The organism is Rhizobium sp. CCGE531 (assembly GCF_003627795.1).
In the GTDB taxonomy this organism is placed as follows: domain Bacteria; phylum Pseudomonadota; class Alphaproteobacteria; order Rhizobiales; family Rhizobiaceae; genus Rhizobium.
The window spans coordinates 1,480,572-1,502,984 of record NZ_CP032684.1; the positions used below are offsets into that span (position 1 = coordinate 1,480,572).

The 22,413-nt window shown below is 58.5% G+C and carries 13 protein-coding genes and 3 tRNA genes; 10 read left to right on the forward strand and 6 right to left on the reverse strand.

Going from position 1 to position 22,413, the window contains the following annotated elements:
- Positions 1 to 11 precede the first annotated feature (11 nt).
- The 5 genes from CCGE531_RS07295 to CCGE531_RS07315 form a co-directional block, all read right to left on the reverse strand.
- A complete protein-coding gene (locus CCGE531_RS07295) occupies positions 12 to 1,277 on the reverse strand; it encodes a capsule biosynthesis protein (protein WP_120663590.1) in 1,266 nt (421 codons plus the stop codon).
- A 29-nt stretch (positions 1,278 to 1,306) separates the two neighbouring features.
- Positions 1,307 to 1,960: an ABC transporter ATP-binding protein gene (locus CCGE531_RS07300; protein WP_120663591.1), complete on the reverse strand. Its 654-nt coding sequence runs from the start codon at positions 1,958 to 1,960 to the stop codon at positions 1,307 to 1,309.
- A 13-nt stretch (positions 1,961 to 1,973) separates the two neighbouring features.
- The gene (locus CCGE531_RS07305) at positions 1,974 to 3,254 is read right to left on the reverse strand and encodes a capsule biosynthesis protein (RefSeq protein WP_120663592.1); all 1,281 of its coding nucleotides are present in this window, start codon (positions 3,252 to 3,254) and stop codon (positions 1,974 to 1,976) included.
- A gap of 1 nt (position 3,255) precedes the next feature.
- Entirely contained in the window at positions 3,256 to 4,320 is a 1,065-nt protein-coding gene (locus tag CCGE531_RS07310) for a hypothetical protein (protein ID WP_120663593.1), read from the reverse strand.
- Between the two features lie 125 nt (positions 4,321 to 4,445).
- Complete coding sequence (locus CCGE531_RS07315) at positions 4,446 to 5,282, reverse strand: class I SAM-dependent methyltransferase (protein WP_120663594.1); 837 nt, start codon at positions 5,280 to 5,282, stop codon at positions 4,446 to 4,448.
- Positions 5,283 to 5,915: 633 nt separating this feature from the next.
- On the opposite strand from CCGE531_RS07315, the gene CCGE531_RS07320 reads away from it, so the two are divergent.
- From CCGE531_RS07320 to CCGE531_RS07345, 6 genes are all read left to right on the forward strand, one after another.
- Positions 5,916 to 7,094: a polysaccharide biosynthesis/export family protein gene (locus tag CCGE531_RS07320; protein ID WP_120663595.1), complete on the forward strand. Its 1,179-nt coding sequence runs from the start codon at positions 5,916 to 5,918 to the stop codon at positions 7,092 to 7,094.
- 344 nt (positions 7,095 to 7,438) lie between these two features.
- Positions 7,439 to 14,887 carry a type I polyketide synthase gene (locus CCGE531_RS07325; RefSeq protein WP_120663596.1) on the forward strand — a complete coding sequence of 2,483 codons (7,449 nt, stop codon included), beginning with the start codon at positions 7,439 to 7,441 and terminating at the stop codon, positions 14,885 to 14,887.
- Between the two features lie 2 nt (positions 14,888 to 14,889).
- Complete coding sequence (locus CCGE531_RS07330; protein WP_120663597.1) at positions 14,890 to 16,308, forward strand: aminotransferase class I/II-fold pyridoxal phosphate-dependent enzyme; 1,419 nt, start codon at positions 14,890 to 14,892, stop codon at positions 16,306 to 16,308.
- A gap of 18 nt (positions 16,309 to 16,326) precedes the next feature.
- Positions 16,327 to 17,181, forward strand: coding sequence for an SDR family NAD(P)-dependent oxidoreductase (locus CCGE531_RS07335; protein WP_120663598.1), 855 nt, complete (start codon positions 16,327 to 16,329; stop codon positions 17,179 to 17,181).
- A 131-nt stretch (positions 17,182 to 17,312) separates the two neighbouring features.
- The gene (locus CCGE531_RS07340; RefSeq protein WP_120666587.1) at positions 17,313 to 18,890 is read left to right on the forward strand and encodes a sulfatase-like hydrolase/transferase; all 1,578 of its coding nucleotides are present in this window, start codon (positions 17,313 to 17,315) and stop codon (positions 18,888 to 18,890) included.
- Complete coding sequence (locus tag CCGE531_RS07345; RefSeq protein ID WP_120663599.1) at positions 18,890 to 20,194, forward strand: capsular biosynthesis protein; 1,305 nt, start codon at positions 18,890 to 18,892, stop codon at positions 20,192 to 20,194. Before CCGE531_RS07340 ends, CCGE531_RS07345 begins: the two co-directional genes overlap by 1 nt.
- Before the next feature lie 345 nt (positions 20,195 to 20,539).
- Here CCGE531_RS07345 and CCGE531_RS07350 read toward each other — a convergent pair.
- Positions 20,540 to 20,615 (reverse strand) — tRNA-Val (locus CCGE531_RS07350).
- 391 nt (positions 20,616 to 21,006) lie between these two features.
- Here CCGE531_RS07350 and CCGE531_RS07355 point away from each other — a divergent pair.
- The 4 genes from CCGE531_RS07355 to CCGE531_RS07370 all read left to right on the forward strand — a co-directional run bounded on the left by CCGE531_RS07355 (position 21,007) and on the right by CCGE531_RS07370 (position 22,406).
- A tRNA-Asp gene (locus CCGE531_RS07355) sits at positions 21,007 to 21,083 on the forward strand.
- Positions 21,084 to 21,133: 50 nt separating this feature from the next.
- Positions 21,134 to 21,210, forward strand: a tRNA-Asp gene (locus tag CCGE531_RS07360).
- A gap of 258 nt (positions 21,211 to 21,468) precedes the next feature.
- On the forward strand, positions 21,469 to 21,834 hold the full coding sequence (locus tag CCGE531_RS07365) for an NADH-quinone oxidoreductase subunit A (RefSeq protein ID WP_112344271.1): 366 nt from the start codon (positions 21,469 to 21,471) through the stop codon (positions 21,832 to 21,834).
- Positions 21,825 to 22,406 (forward strand): NADH-quinone oxidoreductase subunit B, encoded by a 582-nt coding sequence (locus tag CCGE531_RS07370; protein ID WP_120663600.1) that lies wholly within the window; start codon positions 21,825 to 21,827, stop codon positions 22,404 to 22,406. Before CCGE531_RS07365 ends, CCGE531_RS07370 begins: the two co-directional genes overlap by 10 nt.
- Positions 22,407 to 22,413: the final 7 nt, after the last annotated feature.

A 22,413-nucleotide genomic window follows, 5' to 3' on the forward strand; every position in this document is an offset into this window, starting at 1 on the left:
TCCGTACAAAGCTAAGCCAGACGGCTTCGGATATTCGCAAGAATGCCGAAAACGGCACCCCATGCCACGAGTGCGGCCGCTAGAATGCCGCCGATCCAGAGCGCCCGCTGCGGGTATTCCGCTTCGTCGGGCAGACTGGGCGCGAGGAACGTATCGAGGTATAGTAGCTGCTGCTTGCTGACGAACTTGACCTGCTCGAGCGTTTTCATGGCTGTCGCGAATTGCTGTTCCGCAAGGCTTTGTTCCAGCTCGCGTTGTGACATGTCCACCGAGATATCGGCCAGGTTCTGAGCGGATTTATTTTGTCCGGCGATCTGGCTGTTGAGCTGATCGATCTGTTTTTGCTTGCTGTCGATTTCGCGTTTGAGAACGCGCATCTGCGGCGCATCGGCTGAGACCGTTCCAAGCAGCGCATCGTATTTTTGCTGGAGATCTATCCTTTCCTTCTGCACGGACGATATCAGGTTCGTCAGAACAGTCGACGATCCCTCGACGCTGAGGACGCCGGTTTGATTGCGCGCCATCAAAAGCTGATCCCGCGCCTTCTGCAGCTGGTTCTTTGCATTGTCCAGGTTCGCCTGGGCCGTCGCGATGACGTCACGCCAGATGCGGGTATTGACATCGTTGACCACGACTTCCGAAGCGGCCACGACTTCACTCAAGACTTTCTGGGCATCGACAGCCGTGAATGCACGCGCCCTGACCGTCACGATGCCGCTGTTTGCGTCGATTTTCACTGAAACCATGTCTTCCCAGTAATCGAGCAGCTTCTCCGAACTCGCATCCCTCTTCAGGCGCGCAATTCGATCGATCGTGTCATTGCCGTAGATCTTTTGAAAGTCGACTTTTTCCTCGAGCGCGGCGACCATGTCCTTGCTCTTGATGAAATTGGTGACGATCAGGGTATTCTGGACGATCTGCGCAGGCGGCAGGCCGGTGACTTTGGTGATCTGGTTGCCTCCAAGTGCCGGCGTCGACGTGCGGACGGTAAAGCGCGTTTCCGATTGATACTGATCGGATGCGACGCAGGTAAAATAGTAAATCGAAGCGATGTTGGGAACGACAAGCAGTAGAAAGGTCGAGGCCAGGATGGCCTTGCCGATGATCTGCTGCATGGGGCGCGGCCGCAGGCCCACGGCCTTGAACAATTGGCTTCGCCTCGATGTCGAGAAGCGCAGCTTCCGTGCGGTTACGGACAGCTTCGTGGCCACGTTCCGGCTATGCTCCGTCGCGCTGAGCTGAAGCGTTTTGGGCGCGTTTTCGGTATCGTGAGCCATGTTGGGCCTTACTGTCGATCCCTGATATTCTAGCGATTCAATCTATAATAGGCTTCGATAGCCTGCTCTACCTTATCGAAGATGATAAGTCTGCCGTCTACAAGTACCATGCCCCTATCGCAATGCGTATTGATCATGCTCATGCTGTGCGAGACCATGATGATGTCGGAATTCTTGCGCCGGTTCTCGAACGCGATGCGGCAGCGTTCCTGAAACCTGGCATCGCCGACGGCAAGAACCTCGTCCACCAGATAGCATTCGAATTCGATTGCCATCGAGAGCCCGAATGCCAATCGTGCGCCCATGCCTGAAGAATAGGTACGCACGGGTGCATCGAGATAATCGCCCAGTTCGGCGAACTCTTCGACGAAGCGGGACACCCGCCTCACATCCTCGCCATAGGCGCGCGCAACGAAATGGACATTGGCTCGCCCTGTCATCAAGGGATTGAAGCCGTTGCTTAGACCCAATGGCCAGGACACCCGAACATTCTTGGTGATCCTGCCTGAATTTGGGAGCATCGTGCCGGCGATCATGCGGATCGTCGTCGATTTTCCGGCACCGTTCACACCGAGCAGGCCATAGGAATAGCCCGACTCGAATTCGCAATTCACACGATCGAGGATGATCTTCCTGCCGCTTTGCGTCTTGAAGAATTTCGAGACGTTCTTGAAGCTGATCATGAGGCTTTCCCACTCATATCCGGTGATCCTCCACGGATGCCCAGATGAGGGAAAGCGTCGCCCAAGTCACGACCAATGCAAGCAATATGATCAGCGGCGTGCTGACACGACGAGGGAAAATCGATTCCTCTGGCAGTGTCGGCTTTACGAAAACCGCTAGATAAAGGGTCTTGCGCAGAGCCTCGGCAAGCACCGCATCGTAATTTTTCTGCGAACTCTCGTAGAGCTTTTCCGCGATCATGCGATCGGTTTCAAGTCTTGAATATTCCAGCAAAGCCTTTGCAAGGCTCGCATTCTCAGGTCCCGTCAACTCCGCTTTCATCTTCTCGATCTGCGCCTCGAGACTTTCCTTGGCGAGATTGAGCTGCTGATAGGTCGGCGAATTCTGAGCGTTGGACTGCCGCATCACGAAGAGGCGCGTTTCGAATTCCATCTTCTGCGCCAATAGGCCAGTCAGGATCGTCCCGCTGTTCTTGGCTTGCGTCTGCGGGCTGAGGAGGCCGGATGCATTCTGAAACTGATTGAGGGCGATCAAGGTGCCGCCATAGGCCTTGCCGCTTTTCTCGACGTCGGCCTTCATGCTCTGCACGATGTCGTTGCGGGCTCGCGTGGAAAGCTCGTTGATGAGCTTTTCGCTTTCCTCGATGATGGCATCCGCGAGCTTGACGGAGTCATCGGCTGCGAAAGCTCTGACTTTCAATGTGATGATGCCGGAAGTCACGTCTATGTAGGCGCTGACATGATCGTTCCAATATTTCAGAAATTCCTCATCGGATCGGGAAGAGCGAAATCGTGACAGAAAATCCGCATCCTGCCGGGTAAACATCGACCGGTAATCGATTTTCCTGCCTATTCGATTGAGGATTTCCGTCGAGTGAATGAAACTGGTGACGACATAGGCATCCTGCGAAGCCGAGCGCATGTTGAGAGCGCCGGCGGCTCCCGCGGTATCGCCGCTCTCACCGTTGTCGCCCGATCCCGACACGGCTCTGACGGCAAAGCGCGCCTCGGCCACATATTGGTCCGAGGCAATGAAGGCATAATAGACCGAACTCGCCAGGAAGGGCAGGATGACGAGCAGGACAAAGCCGATAAGTTTCAGCGGCGGCTTGCCGCCGGATCGGGTTTCCGGGTCTTTCCCGTCATGCACCGGTATATATTCGATTTCCTCGATGTCGGTGCGCGCCCGTTGTGCCGGCATCCCGCGTCGAAACAAGGATGGCAGAATATGCCGGCTTGCCTTCACCCGCGGGGAATCCTGAACTATGGCGTCTTCGATGACTGGCTTCGGCATGTCAGCTTGCAATCGTTTCCCGCGGGTTCGGCGCGGTCGGTTTCATCGCCTCACGCACATAGTGGTCTAAAATCAAATCCTCTTCGAGCATGAGCTCGGCAATATGCAGGCAACGCAATCGCGTCGCAACGTCTTCAAGTGTGCTGTGTCTTGGTGGCAGGGGAAAATCGTCGATCGAAATCCCGAGGAGTTCGCCGACTGCCTGTTGGAAGTAAAGGCTGTCCGTGTCGAAGCCGACCACGGCAAAGCGTGACAGCAGGTCGATCGCCGTAGCGACGTCGCTGCGTGTGACGGTCTGCTCCGGTATGGTCGTGGCCAATTGGCGGGTGACGGGTGACACCAGGACGTTTCTGACATTTTGCGGCGCCTTCTTCAGGGCGGTTTTCAGCGATGTCTCGCTTTCGAGGTCTACTTCGGCAAAATGTTCCGCGGCGGGCGCCAGGATGATCCTGTCCCGGTCGCCGAAGAAGGAAATCTGGGTTTTCGCCATTCGTCTCAAAAGGAATATCCGCAGGGCAAGTTCATAATAGGGATCGGTAAGCAGAGCGATGGCTTTGAACCCCTTATCGAGGAATTCCTCATAATTGCGCATCAATAGCCGCCCGCTGATATAGATCGACTGAATGGCATTGAGATGAAAGGCTTGAAGCGTCGTTTCATGGCCGAAACGCTCGACGGATGAAAGCTCGTACTGAAAATGGCGGCCGCAGTGATGGTCGAACTTGACCATCGGCACCAGCTGCGTTTCGAGCCGCAAGATCTTCAAGGGAATGGTGCTCGACAGCTGTGGCCGGCGGTAGATCAATAGCCCGGACTTGGCATCGTGGATCGTCAGCGACGTGCGTCCCACGAGGTCCGGGATGATCGCCGTATCGAGTTTGAACCCGACAAGGCCGTCTTCGTGTCGTCCCGAATCGATGACTGCCTGTTTGATCTGATTGCATGGCAGGGTCATCAGATCGCCGCTGGCATCCGATATCCTGATCTGAGGCTTGTCGGAAAAGCCGTCGGGGATGAGATAGCCCTCAAGCACATTGCCGTGATCATACTCGAGGTTAAACAGCATGAAGGATCTCCGGCGCCGTCACCAAAGGGCGACGAGAACCAGACAGGCGATCGTCCTGCGTCGCGGTATACGCTTCGTGATACTCGCCGATGCTGTGGATATCGAGTCCCGACATGCGAACCCCGTCAGGTGTTGACAGGCACTTTTCGCGCCAACAGCGAAAAGCTTGGGCCGCCAGGATGACTGAGATCTTCATCCCTGATGGTGATTTCGTTGAATCCCACTTCGCGCAAGAGCATCAGTATATCGTCTCGATGCATCCAAAAATGCCTGTCCTTCATGCCGCCGCAGAAGGACGCGTTGGCATTGGCGTGGTGGTAGCTGCGCTCATAGTAGCGCACGGGAATGCCGTCTATCATTCTCGTTTCCACCTTGCCGGTGAAGGGCAGCCAGCGCACGTCACCCTCGGGCATCGCATCCTCCAGAACGAAGTGCGTCCAGATGAAAACCGCATTGGACCGCTTTGCGAGCAAGCGAAGAAACTCGCCGGGATCCGCCATATGATAGAGAACGCCGGAAGCCAGCGCAAAATCATAGGTTTCCTCACGCTCCTTCAGCCATGCTTGAATGTCGCCCAGCATAAAAGAGGCGGTGTCGATGTTCAAAATTTGTTTGGTGACCAGGCACCTTAGAAAACAGAGGCGATTTGCCTCGATTGCATCTATCCGCGCCGGCCGATGGCCATGCAGCATAAAGGTATGCATCCCCTCCAGCGGGCCGATTTCGAGAACGGTCCTGCCTTCTATCGAGCCGAAGGTCCGCAATGCCCAATCGATGCGGTCGTCGGCATAGAGGGGCAGCTTGCCGGCATTGAGATTGAGCTCTGATGGGAATGCACAATTCCACCCCTGAAGGGCATCGATTGCATTCTGATGGTCCGGTTTGCCCTGCTCGTATTGATCAAATACCTCCAGCGAAGCTTTCGCGGCCTTCTTTTGGGAGCGTTTTGAAAAACCAAGCATACTATAACCTTTGTTTCCATCGGCATTCTGCCGTTCTGGAGAAATTATCTGAGCGGTTTTAAAGCGACGGCCAACGGCTGCAACCGTTTGCCGCCCGCAAGCGCGGGAGCTGCGCCGTCAGGCGCCAAATACGTTTCGCTTCCTCTATAGCTTCCATGGAATATTTGTCTCGCGAAAAGCAGAGCTTCGACAAGTTCTGATTGTTGCGATCTGTCCTATTTGCAGAAATTTCGGGTTGGGATTCGGTTGTTTTATAGGCAATAGCGAATTCGTCCAAAGCAGGGTACAGCCGAATCGGCGAAACGTGATGCCGCTGTTGGTGCTGATTTCTACTGGTGTCGTTACTTAATGATTCCTTCTATTATTTAGAAAATTTTAATTTTAAATGTAAAAAGAATATTTCTGCAAGTTGCGTAGCGCGTAATGGCCGCCTATACCGGTTGTGGTCCGGTGTTCGCTGAATTCCGAGTGTGTTCAGATAAGCGCACCTGATATTTTTGATTGTATCCCCAGTGTATGGGCTTGTTGACGTCAGCTCGTTATGCTTTTCAAGACGCCTATAGATTTGATGCATTCCATGTCGATGTATGCCATCAGGTAATCACGGCAGTTAATGTGTTTGAGGTTTTTCAATTGATTCGTATTGGCGCCGTATTTTGTTGCGTGGCCTTGGCGGGCTGTAATTCAGTATCGAGCGAAGGTCCATTAGCGGGTGCGATCGTGAGTGACGCCGGTCAGTCCGGCGCCCAGCTCGGACGCCGGAATGCTGCGGTTTTCGATGTTGTGGATATTGACAGCCGCAGCGCGCGCCTTGTTTCCGATTATGTTTCCTCGACGCTCAATCGCCGTTTCGGCATGGGCGGCAGCATTGGGCCTGTCGTCATCGGCGTTGGCGATGCGCTGAAGATCACGATTTTCGAAGCCGGCGTCGACGGCCTTTTTTCGACGGCGCAATCGAAGCAAGTATCGCTGGATATCGTCGTTCAACCGGATGGCAAGGCGGCAATCCCCTATGCGGGCTCGGTGCCCTTTGCGGGCAAGACGCTCGAACAGGCCCGCAAGGCAATCCTGGCGGCTCTGGCGACCAAGGCGGTCGAGCCTGATGTCATCGTGACAAGCATGGGCACGCCATCGCGCACCGTCACGGTTTCGGGCGCTGTCGGTCGTCCCTCGATGGTTTCGTTGGACCTGACCAAGGAAAAGATCACGGAGGTCGTCGCCAAGGCCGGTGGACCCGCGACGCAGCCTTACGAGACCTACGTTACGCTGGTTCGCGGCAGCCGAACCGGAACGGTCCTATTGAAATCGATTATCGAGCATCCCTCGGAAGACATCTATGTCCAGCCGGGCGATCAGATTTTCCTCGTTCGCGATCCGAGAACCTTCACTTTGCTCGGTTCCGTTCGCGGAGACGGACGCATGGAGTTCGGGGCAAATGATCTCAATCTCCTCGAGGCCGTTGCCCTGGGTCATGGCGCGATCGACGATTCGAGCAATGCCAAGGGCTTCTTCCTGTTCCGATACGAAGAGCCTGAAATCGCCAGAAGCCTGCTTGGTCCGGTTCGGTTCCAGGAATTGCTGCGCAAGGGAATGGTGACGGATGCCAAGGGACGCTACCCGATCGTCTACCGCTTCGATATGTCCAATCCCGACAGCCTGATCGTTGGGCAGACTTTCCCGGTCAAGAGCCGCGACGTCATTTATGTCTCGCGTCATCCGTCGGTTGATATTCGAAAGTTCTTGAGCCTGATCGGCACGCCGTTGGGTATTGCCTCGCAGGGGGCGGCGACCGCGGCGAACCTGGGACAGTAGCCGAACGAATGGAGGCGTTGCAGCTCTGACGACATCTGCTTGTGCCTCTATTCATTGGCGCGTGCCGACATCTGTATGATCGTGACGGATCATGCGTTGTGAACGAGCGGAATTCGTCGCGAACTGAATTGCCGAAATAATTGCAGTGGACGCAAACAAGGGCTGCGATTTTCTACGTGGATTGAGGGGTCTGAAAGATCTCATGTTGCATCGGTTGTTGCACTGCCGCATATTGGTTGTACACGCGCATTTTTTATCAGTAGCAACCATAGATAATTGCCATGTGGGTAGTTGATATGAAATTGGCCAGCCCGGTGCGCTTCGTAGAATATTGTTGAGAGATCATGACGGTTGAAATTATCGGACGCGCAAGCGTTGCCCCTGGGGCGGGTTCGATCGAAGAACTGCAGCTTGTCCTCAAGGAAGGGCGTTGCACGATAAGCCGTATACCTGAAGAGCGTTGGGATCTTGCGCGCTTTTGGCATCCGGCTGTGGGCGTCCCTGGAAAGACCTACACATTTGCGGCCGGCGTTCTCGGGAATGTCTACGCGTTTGACCCCGCGGTTTTCGGCCTTTCCCAGCGCGAGGCGATGCAGATGGATCCGCAGCAGCGCATCCTTCTCAATGTCGTCTGGCGGGCCTTGGAAGATGCAAATCTGCCGATCGACGGTTTCGAGGGGCAGCGGGTCGGCGTCTACGTCGGCGCATCCTCCCTCGAGCATGGCAACCTGACGCTCGAAGATCCGGCGTCAGGCGGCCCGTATTTCATGACGGGCAACACGCTTTCCATCGTTTCCAATCGTATCTCGCACATATTCGGGCTACGTGGGCCGAGCATGACGATCGACACGGCCTGCTCGTCGTCGCTGGTTGCACTCGACCAGGCGGTAAGGGCGCTGGAAGGCGGCGAGATTGATACCGCGATCGTTGGCGGCATCAACGTCCTGCTCCATCCAATGTCCTTTGTGGGCTTCGCGCAGGCGCGCATGCTGTCGCCGGAGGGCCTTTGCCGCGCCTATGACGATGATGGACGCGGTTACGTTCGGGCGGAAGGCGGTGCGGCGATCGTGTTGCGCCGGACGGATGTCGCGCTGCGCGAGAAGGATCGCAGCTATGCCAGGATCCATGCAGTCGGTGTCAATTCTTCGGGGCGGACCAACGGCATCTCGATGCCGTCGCGAGAGGCGCAGGCAGCCTTGCTGCAGTCGATCTATGAAGGGCGCGGGATCGACGTCAATCGCATTGCCTTCATCGAGGGCCATGGAACGGGAACGAAGGTCGGCGACCCCGCCGAAATATGGGCGATCGGCGAGGTCATAGGACGCAACCGGCGGGCGCCGGTGCCGATCGGCTCGATCAAGACCAATATCGGCCATACCGAACCCGCGTCCGGCTTGTTTGGACTGCTGAAGGCGATCATCGCGCTGGAGAATAATTTCCTCCCGGCTTCGCTGCATTTCGACCACCCGAACGAGGCCATCGATTTCGAGGGCTTGAACGTCCGCGTCAATACGTCTGCGATCGAACTTCTCCCTGCAAAGCAACCGCGCTTCGCGGGCGTCAACTCCTTCGGCTTCGGCGGCACGAACGCGCACGTCATCATCAGCGATCCCGATCCTGTCGCGCCGCCCGAACCGCAAATCAGGGGCGAAGGATTGGTTTTCGCGGCGAGCGCTCATTCCGCGTCCGCTCTTTCGAAGTTGCTCGAGGGATACAAGACGAGCCTTGAAAGCGCCGAGCCCAGGGAAGCTCGGCAGATCGTTGCCTCCGCCGCCGCCAATCGCGAACCCATGCGCCATCGCTTTGCGGCCCGGGCCAAGGACAGCGCGGCGGTACTTGCCGCGATCGACGCGCATCTGTCCGGCAAAACGTCGGTCGGCGAGGCGGGCGAGGCACCGGCGCAGGCCGCCAAGATCGCCTTCGTCTTTTCCGGCAATGGCTCTCAATGGGCTGGTATGGGCGTTGGCGCCTACGAGGAAAACCGCCATTTCCGGCAGTGCTTCCAGTCCTTCAGCGCTCTATTCGAATATTATCTCGGCGAGAAGCTGACGGATGTTCTGGTCGCTGCGGATCTTTCCGCGCGGCTTGCCGATACCAAGATTGCGCAACCGTTGCTGTTTGCGCTCCAGGCGTCCCTCTCGGACTGCCTGTGGTCGATGGGCGTCAAGCCGGATGCCGTCTTCGGCCATTCGGTCGGCGAAATCGCTGCAGCCTATGCGGCCAAGGCGCTGACGGCTGCCGAAGCGGTCGCAATCGTCGCCAAGCGCTCGCTGCATCAGGATCTTCTGGCCGGCGAAGGCAAGATGGCCGCCGTGGTGCTGGGCGAAGATGCCGCCTTGGCCTTCGCGAAGTCCCATGGCCTCAACAATATCTGTATCGCGGCGATCAATGCGCCGAATTCGGTAACGATCTCCGGCCCCGTCGACGAAGTGGAAGCGTTCAGGGATGCGGCGCGCAAATCCCAGATCGTCGCACACGTCCTCGATATCAACTATCCGTTCCATCATCCGATCATCGATCGTGCCAGGGATGCCTTTCTGAACGATCTGCCCGATCTGGCGCCGGATAGCGGATCAGGGACCTTCATTTCGACCGTGACCGGCGAACTGCGCGACGGGCGCCTGCTGGATACGCAATACTGGTGGCGCAATGTTCGCGATCCCGTGCTCTTCAAGGCCGGCTGTCAGGCTGCCATGGCGATGGGATGCAACCTCTTCATCGAAATTTCGCCGCGCCCGATCCTGTCCAACTATGTAGCGGAGATCGCCAAGCAGGCTTCGGTTCAGGTCATTGCCATACCGACCTTGCTGCGGGAAGCGCCCGTTGCCGGTCATGATCCTGTTTCGCAGTCATTCGCGAGGGCAGTCGTCAACGGTGCGCCGGCGCTGCGCGCGCGCGGCAGCGCCACGCGCAACGCTTTCGTCAGGCTGCCGTCCCTGCCGTTCGAGCCGCTGGAATTGCGGACGCAACCGACAGCCGACGAGATCGATATCTTCGGCCGTGACCGAAAGAATCCTTTTACGCTGCTCGGCTGGCGGACCGATCTCAACGGTTCGAACTGGAAGAACCATCTTGACGCTCGTCTCTTTCCGGACCTCGCCGAACATGTGGTCGATGGCAAGGCAATCATGCCCGGCAGCGGCTTCGTCGAAATCGCCGTTACGGCGGCACAGCAGTATTACGGGACGGACGAGGTTGAAATCGGCAATCTCGAAATCATCCGACCGCTCGAATTGTTCCAGGATCGCATGGTCGAACTGTCGACGATCCTTTCGCCCGAAACCGGGGACATCGAGATCCGGTCGCGTGAGCGCCTTAGCAATGACGAATGGACAGTGCATGCCGTCGGCCGTTGCCGCAAGCCCTTGAGCGGCGAGGGGTTTAGTGAAGCTGTCGATCGATCGGGCAGGGATCGCAAATCCGTTCTGACCTCTGAAGTGACCTATGAGACGGCGGAGCGTTTCGGACTGCATTACGGCCCGCATTTCCAGCTTCTGGCAAAGGCGGTCGCCTTCGGTCACGACGTCGTCGAAGTGGATCTGAAGCCGCCGGCGGCACCTGCGCATCCTTTCGGAACCTATAATCTCAACCCCATGTCGGTCGACGCCGCGTTTCACGGTCTCGTCGCCTTGTTCGATCAGTTTTCGGGCGATGAGGCCGGCGCGCCCTATATCCCCGTTCACTTCGGCACCGTAAAAGCCTTTGGCAGGGGAAGATCGATTGTCAAAGCGCGGATCGAGATCGATCGGTTCAGCGCAAATTCGATCAAGGCGCGTTTCACCTTGTCCGATGCAGGCGGCAAGCCGATTGCGGTTCTCGACGATTGCCGTTTCCGCCGCACGCAACTGCGCCGTCGGGCAACGCTCGAGTCCGTTGCGTTTCACTATGAGAGCATGCCGTCGGCCATTTTAGCCGGCGCCGATGCATTTCAGATTTCACCGGAGCCGAGCTCCGGCGAGAAGCATGCGCTCAACAATGCGAGCCTTCTTCTCGACGCCGCGGTCTATCGCGCCTGCCACGACGTAGCGCGGACCGTGGCGGACCGTAAAGGCAACGTCGCATTCTCCAGCCTTCCCGGCGATTCCGAATTCAGGTCCTTTCTGGTCAATTGCCTCTATATTCTTGAGGACGCAGGCATAGCGTCGGCGAGGGACGGCAAATGGGAGATCCCGCAAGAGCCGACATTGCCTCCGCTGGCTGAATTGCTGCGGGAAATCTATCGCGAGGATGCCGGGCGCGTGGCCGAGGCCGTTCTCGTGGGCAACGCCCATCGCGAGACGCTCGAGCATTTGGCGATGATACGCCCGCATGTTGTGGAGAAAGAGCCCGCGAACCGAGGCGCGGGCATTCCCGGCGGGGCGACTCTGGAGCATATGCTTCTCCACTCTCCTTTGAGCGAGAGGCGGCTTTCCCTGCTTGCGGAAGCATTAGCATCCGCCATTAAAGCCAATGCCGGGGTAGTTGAACACATTCTTGAGATCGGCTCGGTATCGGCGGCTTTCAGCCGAAAGCTGGCGGTCGCTGCCTCCGCCTCTGGCGCATGCCTCGTCATCGCCGAGCCGCGCGAGCACGCGCGCCGCGCGCTGGAGATCGCTTTCGAGCGCGACGCGCATGTCATCGTGACGGATCCGGCGAGGCTGGCGGATATCACCACTGCTGATATCGTCGTCGCGCCCGGTGATCAGAGCCAGCATCTGATGCGCCACAATGACGACATCAAGCGGATTCTCCGGACAGTCGCCAGCGGCGGCGGGCAATTGTTGCTGGCCGATCGCGCACCGAGCGCCTTCAATGATTTCGTCTTCGGCCTGTCCGAAGGCTGGTTTGCCGATAGCCAATCGCCGGAATTCCCGGTCGGACGGCTCGGGACGCCGCAACAGATCGAGGATCTGCTGGAGACACTTGGCTTTGACAAGCCTAGGATCCGCGAGCTGACCTTCCCCGAAGGTTCCCTGATCGCAGCATCGGCCTTGTCTGAACCGCGGCCGCAAGCGTCGAGCCCTGCTGAAGCTGCCGAGCCGATCTTGATCTTGTCGGAGCAGGGCAGGAACGGCCTGGCCAAGCTTGATAAGAGAATGACGATCATCGATCTCGGCGCATCATCTGCAGATCTTGCCGATGCTCTCGGCGCAATCAATCGCGACACTCGTGGGATCGTATTCATCGCAGACCTGCAGCCTGGCGAGGCGACCGAGCTCTCGCTGTCCCGTCTGTCGGCCTTCACCGAGTTGGCTGCTCTATTGTCGCGGAAAAGCGACGGAGCAAAGTCGCGGCTGGTCATCGTCGCACCGGGCGGTTCCCCACTGGCCGCTGGCTCCATCGATGAGGCCAATGCCGGCCTATGGGCCTTCGGACGTGTCCTTCAAAACGAATATGATGCCTTCGATGTGCATCTGCTGGACGCCGATGCGGATGACAAGCGGATTGTTGCGGTCATCGATGCCCTGATGGCGGCGGAGACCGAGAACAGAGAGTGGTTTCTGGATCGCCTGACCGGAAAAATCCGTGAGATCAGAGCTGCCGCCGGCCCCTTCGGCATCATCGACGCGAGCCGCCACGATTTCGGGGCGGCAACCATCCGGCAGCATGTCGGCGGTCGCCTGGATAGCGTGGCCTGGGAGGAAACCAGTCTTCCCGTGCCCGATGAAGGCGAGGTCGTCGTATCAGTCGAAGCCACCGGCCTCAACTTCCGGGATGTCATGTGGGCGATGGGTCTCCTGCCCGAAGAGGCCTTGGAAGATGGCTTTGCCGGCGCCACGATCGGCATGGAATTCGCGGGTAGAATTTTGGCCGTGGGCGATGCGGTCGATGATCTCCGGCCCGGCGATAAGGTGATGGGTATCGGGCCGGCTGCGTTCTCGACCCATGTTCGGGTCCGGCGCGGCGGCGTGACCAAGGTGCCGGAACAGATGAAAGCCGCTGCTGCCGCGACGGTGCCTGTTGCCTTTCTTACGGCCTATTACGCAATGGTCGAGCTCGGGCGTATCCAGCCGGGCGAAACCATTCTGATCCATGGAGCCGCCGGCGGCGTCGGCCTTGCCGCGCTCCAGATCGCCAAGCATAGGGGTGCCAGGGTGATCGCCACGGCCGGCACGGTCGAGAAGCGCGGCTTCCTTGAAATGCTCGGCGCCGATCATGTGCTCGATTCCCGCTCTCTGGATTTCGTCTCGGGCGTGCGGCGCCTTACCGACGGCGAGGGTGTGGATCTCGTTCTCAATTCGCTTTTCTCCGAAGCGATGGAGCGAAGCATCGAGCTGGTCAAACCCTTCGGTCGCTTCCTGGAGTTGGGCAAGCGCGACTATTATGCCGATCGCAAGATCGGCCTGCGCCCGTTCCGGCGCAATGTCAGCTATTTCGGCATCGATGCCGATCAGCTTCTGGTCAATGCGCCCGATCTTACCCGGCGTATCTTCAGCGAGATCGGAGAGCTCTTCGCGGAGGAAAAGCTGACGCCGCTGCCATATCGCGCCTTCGCCCATGACGAGATCGGCAATGCATTCCGCTTGATGCAGAATGCCGGCCATATCGGCAAGATCGTCGTGCGACCGCCCGTTCCGGGTGTCGATAGCGTCTTGCGGGCTCCGGCGAAATCTCTGCGCTTCGATGCCAAGGGTATTTTCCTTGTCGCAGGCGGCATCGGCGGTTTCGGGCTCTCCGCCGCTGATTGGCTCGTTTCCAGGGGCGCGCGCCGCATAGCATTGTGCTCGCGCCGTGGCATTGCCGATACGGAAACCAGGAAGGCGATGGGAGATTGGGCAAAGCGAGGCGTGGTCGCGACGCTGCATGCCTGCGATATCACCGATGCAGCCGCCGTCGAGACGCTGCTCGCCACGCTTCGCGCCGAAGGAGCGCTGAAGGGCGTTGTTCACGCCGCCATGGTCCTTGATGATGCGCTTCTTGCCAATCTGACGCCGGAGCGCAATCGCCCCGTTCTCGAGGTCAAGATACGCGGCGCCGAAACCCTCGATCGTTTGACGCGGGGCGACAAGCTTGAACTCTTTCTGCTCTTCTCCTCGGCAACGACCATGCTCGGCAATCCGGGGCAGGCCAATTACGTGATGGCAAACGGCTATCTGGAAGGCCTGGCCCGCGCGCGCCGCGCCGCGGGCAAGCCGGCTCTGGCCGTCGGCTTCGGCGCCATCGCTGACAAGGGGTTCCTTGCGCGCAACGGCGAGGTCAATGATCTTCTGTCCAAACGCATAGGCAAGGCCTCCTTGAAGGCGCGCGACGCGTTGGAACAAGTCGAGCGTTATATCCTGGCCGACACCGGCGCGATCGATGCCGCAGCCGTCATGATCGCCGAGATCGACTGGAATGCCGTTCGTCTGTTGCCGATTGCCGGTCGCTCGCTCTTCGAACCGCTGATGCGGCATGCCGGCAGCCATCAGGTCCTGAACGAGGGGGATAGCGTCGATCTCAGGGAGCTGATCAACGGCAAATCCGAAGAGGAAGCCCGGATCGCCCTGCATGCGCTCGTTGCGGCGGAAATTGCCGCGATCCTGCGCGTCACCGAAGATACAGTGACGCCCGACAAGGTTTTGAAGGATATCGGCCTTGATAGCCTGATGGCGATGGAACTCGGCATGAGCTTCCAGCAAAAGACCGGCTTCGATATTCCCCTGAGCGGTGTAGGCGAGGGCACGACCGTGGGCGACGTCGTCAGCCGCTTGCGGGATCGTGTCATGAATCGCAATGGTGACGATGTGAAGGCTGACGTCGCGGGCAACGACCAGATCGTCGAGCGTCTGGCGCGCAGCCATGCCGCCGAACAGGAAAAAAGGGCCGTTCAGTGACGATGCATGATGCTGATGACGGCAGCCCGGCGGAGCAGAAGAAAAGCAAGCTGCTGGAGCAGATGCGGCGTGTTGGCGAATCCTCGGGGCGTAACCGGGCCGAGCGTTTGAACAGACAGCCGCCGGCACAGCAACGTCAGGCGGCGCGTTTCGAAGACTTGCCGGAGTATAAGCGCGTCGCAACGCAGCGCATCGCCGGTGAATTGCTCGGCGTTGCCAACCCCTTCTATCGCTCGCACGATGCAGCCGCCGGTGCGACGACACGCATTGGCGGCCGTGAGTTCATCAATTTTGCCTCCTATGATTATCTGGCGACCAATACCGATCCGCATGTCGCTGAAAGCGCCAAGCAGGCGATCGATCGTTTCGGAATCTCGGCATCGGCGAGCCGCCTGGTCGCAGGCGAGCGGCCTGGGCATGCGGAATTGGAACGAAAGCTTGCTGCGGTCTACGGCGTCGATGCCGCCGTCTGCTTCGTCAGCGGCTACCTGACCAATGTCGCGGCGATCGGCTGCCTCATGGGACCTCAGGATCTGGTGATCCATGATGAATTCATTCACAACAGCGCGCTCGCCGGCATCAAGCTGTCCGGTGCGGCACGCCGGCTCTTTCAGCATAACGACGTCGGCAGCCTCGAGACTATCCTGAAGACGCTGTCATCCGATTTCCGCCGCATCCTGGTCATCGTCGAAGGCATCTATTCGATGGATGGCGATATCGCCGATCTGCCGGCGCTGCTGGAGCTGAAGGCGCGTTACGGTTTCTGGCTGATGGTCGATGAGGCGCATGCGCTCGGTATTCTCGGCAAGACGGGTCGCGGCACCTTCGAGCATTTCGGCCTCGATCCCCGGGACGTCGATATCTGGATGGGTACGCTTTCAAAGACGACATCGAGCTGCGGCGGCTATATCGCCGGCAGCGGCGCGCTTGCCGATATTCTGAAAGCGGAAGCCGGCGGCTTTGTCTATAGCGTCGGGCTGTCGCCTGTTCTTGCCGCCGCCGCCACCGCCGGTCTCGAAATCCTGCAATCCCAGCCCGAGCGAACCGAACGTCTCAGGCGCAATGGCCGGCTGTTCCTCGAAGAGGCGAGGGCGGCAGGCCTCGATACCGGCCTCAGTGCAGGCCACTCGGTCGTACCCGTCATCGTCGGCGATTCGCTTCGGGCGGCGCAGCTTTCGAACGATCTTTTGGCTGAAGGCATCAATGTCCTGCCCATCATCCATCCGGCCGTGCCGGAGGGCATGGCGCGTCTTCGCTTCTTCATCACCTGCAACCACACCGAGGAGCAAATCCGGCGTGCGGTCGCGCTCACGGCAGAGAAGCTGAAAAGTTTGCTGGACCGGAATTTCGGCCTCGCATCGCTCGATATGGACAAGATGATACAATTGCTGCCCATGGGCCTGGCCCCAGGCGGCCCGTAAATTCAGGACGATTGTCTCATGCATGTTATCGTCACGGGAGGTTCGAGCGGAATTGGTCTGGCGATAGCGAAACTTTATGCGGCCAGGGGTGATCGCGTTTCGCTTCTTGCCCGTCATCCCGGGCGCCTCGAGGAGGCGCGAGCCGAGATCGCATCCCTGCAAGGCGTCGACAGCACTCTTGTCCGAATATGTTCCGTGGACGTCGCCTCGGCTGCGGAGACCGCGCAGGCGGTGGAGCTTTGCGAAGCGTCCTTCGGCCCCTGCGATATCCTCATCGCCTCGGCTGGTATCGTCGAGCCCCAAGCCTTCGACGCGATGCCGGCATCGGTTTTCGATGAGCAGATCGCCATCAATTTTCTCGGGACGGCGAATGCCGTTCGCGCGGTCTACAAGGGTATGAGGCGGCGGCGCGGCGGCCGGATCATGATGATCTCCTCGGGCGCCGCCTTGATCGGCATCTTCGGCTACACCGCCTATTGCGCATCGAAATCGGCACTGGCCGGTTTTGCCGAAGCCTTGAGCGCCGAGGCGGCGGCTGCCGGCGTACATGTTTCCATCTGCTTTCCGCCCGATACGCTGACGCCGCAATACCGGCGCGAAATCTCTCTCAGGCCTCGTGAGGCGGAAATGTTGATGGGGTCCGTCAAGCCTTGGAGCGCCGAGGCGGTGGCCGCAAGGATCGTTCGTGGGCTGGATCGCGGACAGGCAAAAATCCATTTCGGATTGTCGCTGACCGCGCTCGCCTATTTCGGGCCGTTGATAAAACCACCGCTGAAATGGTGGCTTTCGCGCAAAACGCGAAAAATATCTGGGCAGGAGGCATATCTTGGTCTTGCCGACACGGCCGAGCAAGGCTTTGATCGTGATAAGTAATACGAAGCAATTGTCGATGCCGTGCTCTGAGCGGCGGTGGGCAATAGAAGGTCGGTCAGGGAATTGACGATCCGTTCCTCACGGATTTGGAAAACGCTGCGGCAGGCAGCGGGCATTTGGATGGCGCGATCTTGAAGCTGCATGATTTTCCAATTCTTTTGACGCTCGCCTGTCTTTTGTTTTCCTGCGTCATCGTCTTCCTGACCGATCCATTTGCTATGCCGATGGCGATCAACGCGCAGAATCGTACCGCAAGAAGCTGGCGGCGCCTCGTTTGCGATTGGGCGGCAAGAATTCCAGTCATCGTATTGATCTATGCCGCTTTCTTCGCGATTTCCTGGCGTCCCATCTACAGCACGCAAGCGGTCATCAGCTTCTTTGTCATTTTCACGGGAATTTCGCGGGCAAAATTCGAATTCATCCGGGAGCCTCTGGTATTTTCGGACATTGCGCTGGTGGTCGATGTCTTCAAATACAGGGAGATCTTCTATGCGACATCGCTGAACATTCTCTTCTGGGTGATTGCCTTCGCTTACGTATTCGGCCTCAGCGGCCTCTATATGTATCTGGAGCCATCGGTACTGCCGGCGTCCGGCGGCTTGCTTTGGATTCTCCTGATGCTCGCCGTCGCCTTCGCGCCTTGGCTTGCCTTGCTCAGCAGGGTTGTCAGCGAACCGGTTTGCCGTTTCACGCAGAGGTTTTTGGGCAGGGTCGATGTCAAGATCGATACCGTGCGGTTCGGTACCTTCGCTTCTGTCGTCTTTCATTTCGTCATCTGGGTCGGCGTCAGGCGCGAGGCGATCGTTTCGGAATTGTCCGGTCGCTTCATCTCGGCGCTTCACGAGCTTTGGGATCATGGCGAGGACGAGCCGCTCATTGTCATCTGGCAATCCGAATCCTTCATCGACCTCCGGCATTTCGGCGTCGAAAACATCAAGCTTCCGAATCTCGATCGCCTGCGTGATCGGGCCTCGCAATGGGGCCGCATGACCAGCGTTTTCGAGGGAGGCTATACGCTGCGGACCGAATTCGCGGTCTTGAGCGGTCTGCTGCCCGAAAATGTGCATATCGATGCCAGCTATCCCTATCTGCGCGCCAGTCATTACAAGGATGTCGTCTGGCCGGCGCGGCTCAAGAAGGCGGGCTGGAAGACGCAGTTTATTCATCCCTATGACAAGACGTTCTTCCTGCGTCACAAGGCGTTGCCGCAGCTCGGTTTCGACCGGATGATGATGCTGGACGAATTCGATCACAATCCCGAACGCGATGGCCCCTATGTCAGCGACCTCTCACTGACGAAGAGCGTGATTCGGACGATCGATGACGATGTCACCAGTAAGAATTTCGTCTTTGTCGCATCCATGGCCAATCACGGCCCCTGGGAGCCGGGCCGCTGCGGGGATCTGGTCAACCCCGTGGATATCTATGGCGAACTCTTGATGCGCGCCGATCATGCGCTCGGCAATCTTGCCCATCATCTCGACAGGCTGGATCGTCCGGTTTGGCTGCTTTTCTACGGCGATCATGCGCCCTTGCTGAAGGCCTTCGCCGATCCGTTCCCGGATCCGCGGACCGATTATGCCATCGTTCCCCTTGGCCGCGCGCGTGCCCATTCGCAAAAGCCGCAGCCACCGCGGGAAGAGGCGCCATGGAACCTGATCGGCGCATTGCTGCACTATGCGGGCCTTGGCGCCGAGGTTCCGGAGTAATGGCCGACGGGCAGGGGAAAAGGGGCGAGGGCGAAAGCCCGCGCACATTCCTGTTCCTGCAGGGGCCATCCTCGCCGCTCTTCATCGAGATCGCCAGGATACTAGGAATGGCGGGCAGCCGCTGCGTCCGCATCAACCTCAATGCCGGCGACTGGATTTCGTGGCGGCGGCGCAACGCCTTTAATTATCGCGGCAATTTTGTCGGCTGGCGCGCCTATGTCAGGCGGCGAATCGAAGCCGAAAATATCACCGATATGATATTGCACGGCGAAGAGCGCCCCTATCATCAGGTCGCCATCGAGGAGGCGCGCCGGCTGGGCGTCGGCATCAACGTCGTCGAGATGGGATACTTGCGGCCGGACTGGGTGACGCTGGAACGCGACGGGCTCTCCTCCAATTCGCATTTTCCCGATGACCCCGCCTACATTCTAAAGGCTGCGTTCAACCTGCCCGATCCGGACTGGACGCGCCGCTACAGCCAGACTTTCCTCGCCGAAGCGCTCTACGACCTCGTCTATTATCTGCCGACCGTCTTTCTATGGTTTCTCTATCCGGGCTATCGGCGGCATGGGCTCTATCATCCCCTTGTAGAATATGCCGGGTGGTTGAGGAGACTTCCCTCAAGCGGCAGACGGTCGCGCCAAGCGGAGGGCGTGATCGAGGATCTGATCGCCAGCGGCAAGCGATTCTTTGTCTATCCACTGCAGCTTCAGACCGATTTTCAGCTGCGGGCGCACTCGCCCTTTCATCAGCAGCAGGATGCCATCAGACTGATTCTCCGATCCCTTGCGGAAAATGCCACGCCGGAAACGCATCTCGTCCTCAAATTGCATCCACTCGACAACGGGCTTGTGGATTGGAGGGCCTGTGCCGACGGCATCGGCGCTTCCTGCGGGTTGTCTTCTCGTGTCCACTTCATGGATGGCGGCGATCTCGACCGGCTGACGGCCGGCAGCCAGGGAATGGTAACGGTCAATTCCACGGCAGCACTTTCGGCACTGCGGGCCGGCAAGCCTGTCAAAGCGCTCGGCGCGGCGGTCTACGACATAGAGGGCCTGAGCGATCGAGGGACTTTGGATCGATTCTGGCATGAGCCGAGGCCGCCATCGCCCGAGCTGCGCGATGCATTTTTCAGGCTGCTCGCGGCCGCCATACAGGTGCGCGGCAATTTCTGTTCGGGGGAGGGCGCGCATGCCGCCGCCGCTGAGATTGCCGGGAGATTATTGTCACGGACGGTCAATCTGCCGGATGGCTATGTCGACCCGCCACCGCGACAGCGGCCATCGAAGATGCATGTGCCGTGAGCAGGGTGAAAAAGGAACCGGTCGCCTGAAGGGTCTCGACCCCGAAATTGACAATACGGCGACTTACATGTGGACTGGAGCTGAACCTGGCGCGGCGATTCGACGCCAGGAAAGCGAATAACGGTTTGCCGGGAGCAAACATCATGGATGACAGCAAGATGGAAAGGTTCATGTTGAAGGAGCTGCTGATGATTATCGCGGCTCTCGTTCTTGTTTCCGTGGCGCTTCTGGCGGTCGTTATTTTCGGCAATTATTGAGCGGCGCGCACTGGACGCGCAAAACTGCCGTCCGAGAACGAAAAACATCGTTCATACCTGAAATTTGCCAATCGAAGTCAGGAAAGAATGGTGGGCGATGAGAGACTCGAACTCCCGACATCCTCGGTGTAAACGAGGCGCTCTACCAACTGAGCTAATCGCCCTTCAGCCAAGCGGGTCATTGGCCCGCCGCATTCGGTGGCCGTGATCTATGCGGAACAGGGAAAAACCGCAAGAGTGTTTGTGAAGATTTTTTGATTTTTTTGATTTTTACGCATCCTCGATCTTACGCATCCACATGTGCGAATTTGAGCCTCGCCGAACTATCCCTGGGCATATCAGGCGCTGATGAAATGCGTGGGGCGGGAACCTGCCATGCCAAATCGATTGAGCGGAAAGTTGCGGACAGGCTTGTCCAAAACAATTCGCGCTCTGTCATCGATTTGTATTCAAACCTGCTTGACACCCAAACACGAACCCCGTAGTTAGCCGCTCATCGAACGGCGAGGGCCGCTTTGATGGGTGCGAAAGCATCCGGAATGCTTGAAATGAAATGCGGGTGTAGCTCAGTCGGTTAGAGTGCCGGCCTGTCACGCCGGAGGTCGCGGGTTCGAGCCCCGTCACTCGCGCCATTTCAAGGTAATTTCCGGATCAGGCACCGTGCCGAAAGGCAAAGCAATGCGCGGGTGTAGCTCAGTCGGTTAGAGTGCCGGCCTGTCACGCCGGAGGTCGCGGGTTCGAGCCCCGTCACTCGCGCCATTCTCTCCAAGCCATTACAATCAAACGTCAATTTATTGCGATTGCGAACGAGCCTTTTCGCGTTTGCGCCGATTTGTCGCGTTGCCGTCGCAACATATTGATATCTACCGCTCGACAGTACCTCGAACGACAGATTCAAAAGGCTTGCGCGCGCGCTCCGCCTGCGCTAACCACGGCTTTGTTGCAACGCTCTTTCGCTTGCTGGGCATTTGCTCAGATGCGCCGCCCCGGCGCTGATCGCAAGCAGGGATGGACATGATGACTGGACTGCTCAGTTCCTATATTCCGATAGCGATTTTCATTGGTATTGCCTTGGTGATTGGCCTGGCGTTGTTGATCACGCCGTTTGCCGTTGCCTTCAAGGCGCCCGATTCGGAAAAGCTGTCGGCCTATGAATGCGGCTTCAATGCATTCGATGACGCCCGCATGAAGTTCGATATCCGCTTCTACCTGGTATCGATTCTCTTCATCATCTTCGATCTGGAAGTCGCCTTCCTCTTCCCATGGGCCGTCTCCTTCGGCGCGATCGGCTGGTTCGGATTCTGGTCGATGATGGTGTTCCTGCTGGTGCTGACCATCGGCTTTATTTATGAATGGAAAAAGGGAGCCCTGGAATGGGAGTAGCCCCAAGCAACACGATGCTCGTGGCGCCGCAGCCGAAGGGGATCGTCGATCCCGCGACCGGCAGGCCTGTCGGCAGCAACGACCCGTTCTTCGGCGAGATCAACAACGAGCTCGCCGACAAGGGCTTTCTGGTCACCTCCACCGACGAGCTGATCAACTGGGCCCGCACCGGCTCCCTGATGTGGATGACCTTCGGTCTCGCGTGCTGCGCCGTTGAAATGATGCAGGTTTCCATGCCGCGCTACGACGTCGAGCGCTTCGGCTTTGCGCCGCGTGCCTCGCCGCGCCAGTCCGACGTCATGATCGTCGCCGGCACGCTCACCAACAAGATGGCGCCCGCTCTGCGCAAGGTCTACGACCAGATGCCCGAGCCGCGCTATGTCATCTCGATGGGCTCCTGCGCCAATGGCGGCGGCTACTATCACTATTCCTATTCCGTCGTGCGCGGTTGCGATCGCGTCGTTCCGATCGATATTTATATTCCGGGCTGTCCTCCCACGGCGGAGGCGCTGCTTTACGGCGTGCTTCTGCTGCAGAAGAAGATCCGGCGCACTGGCACGATCGAACGGTAAGGCAGGG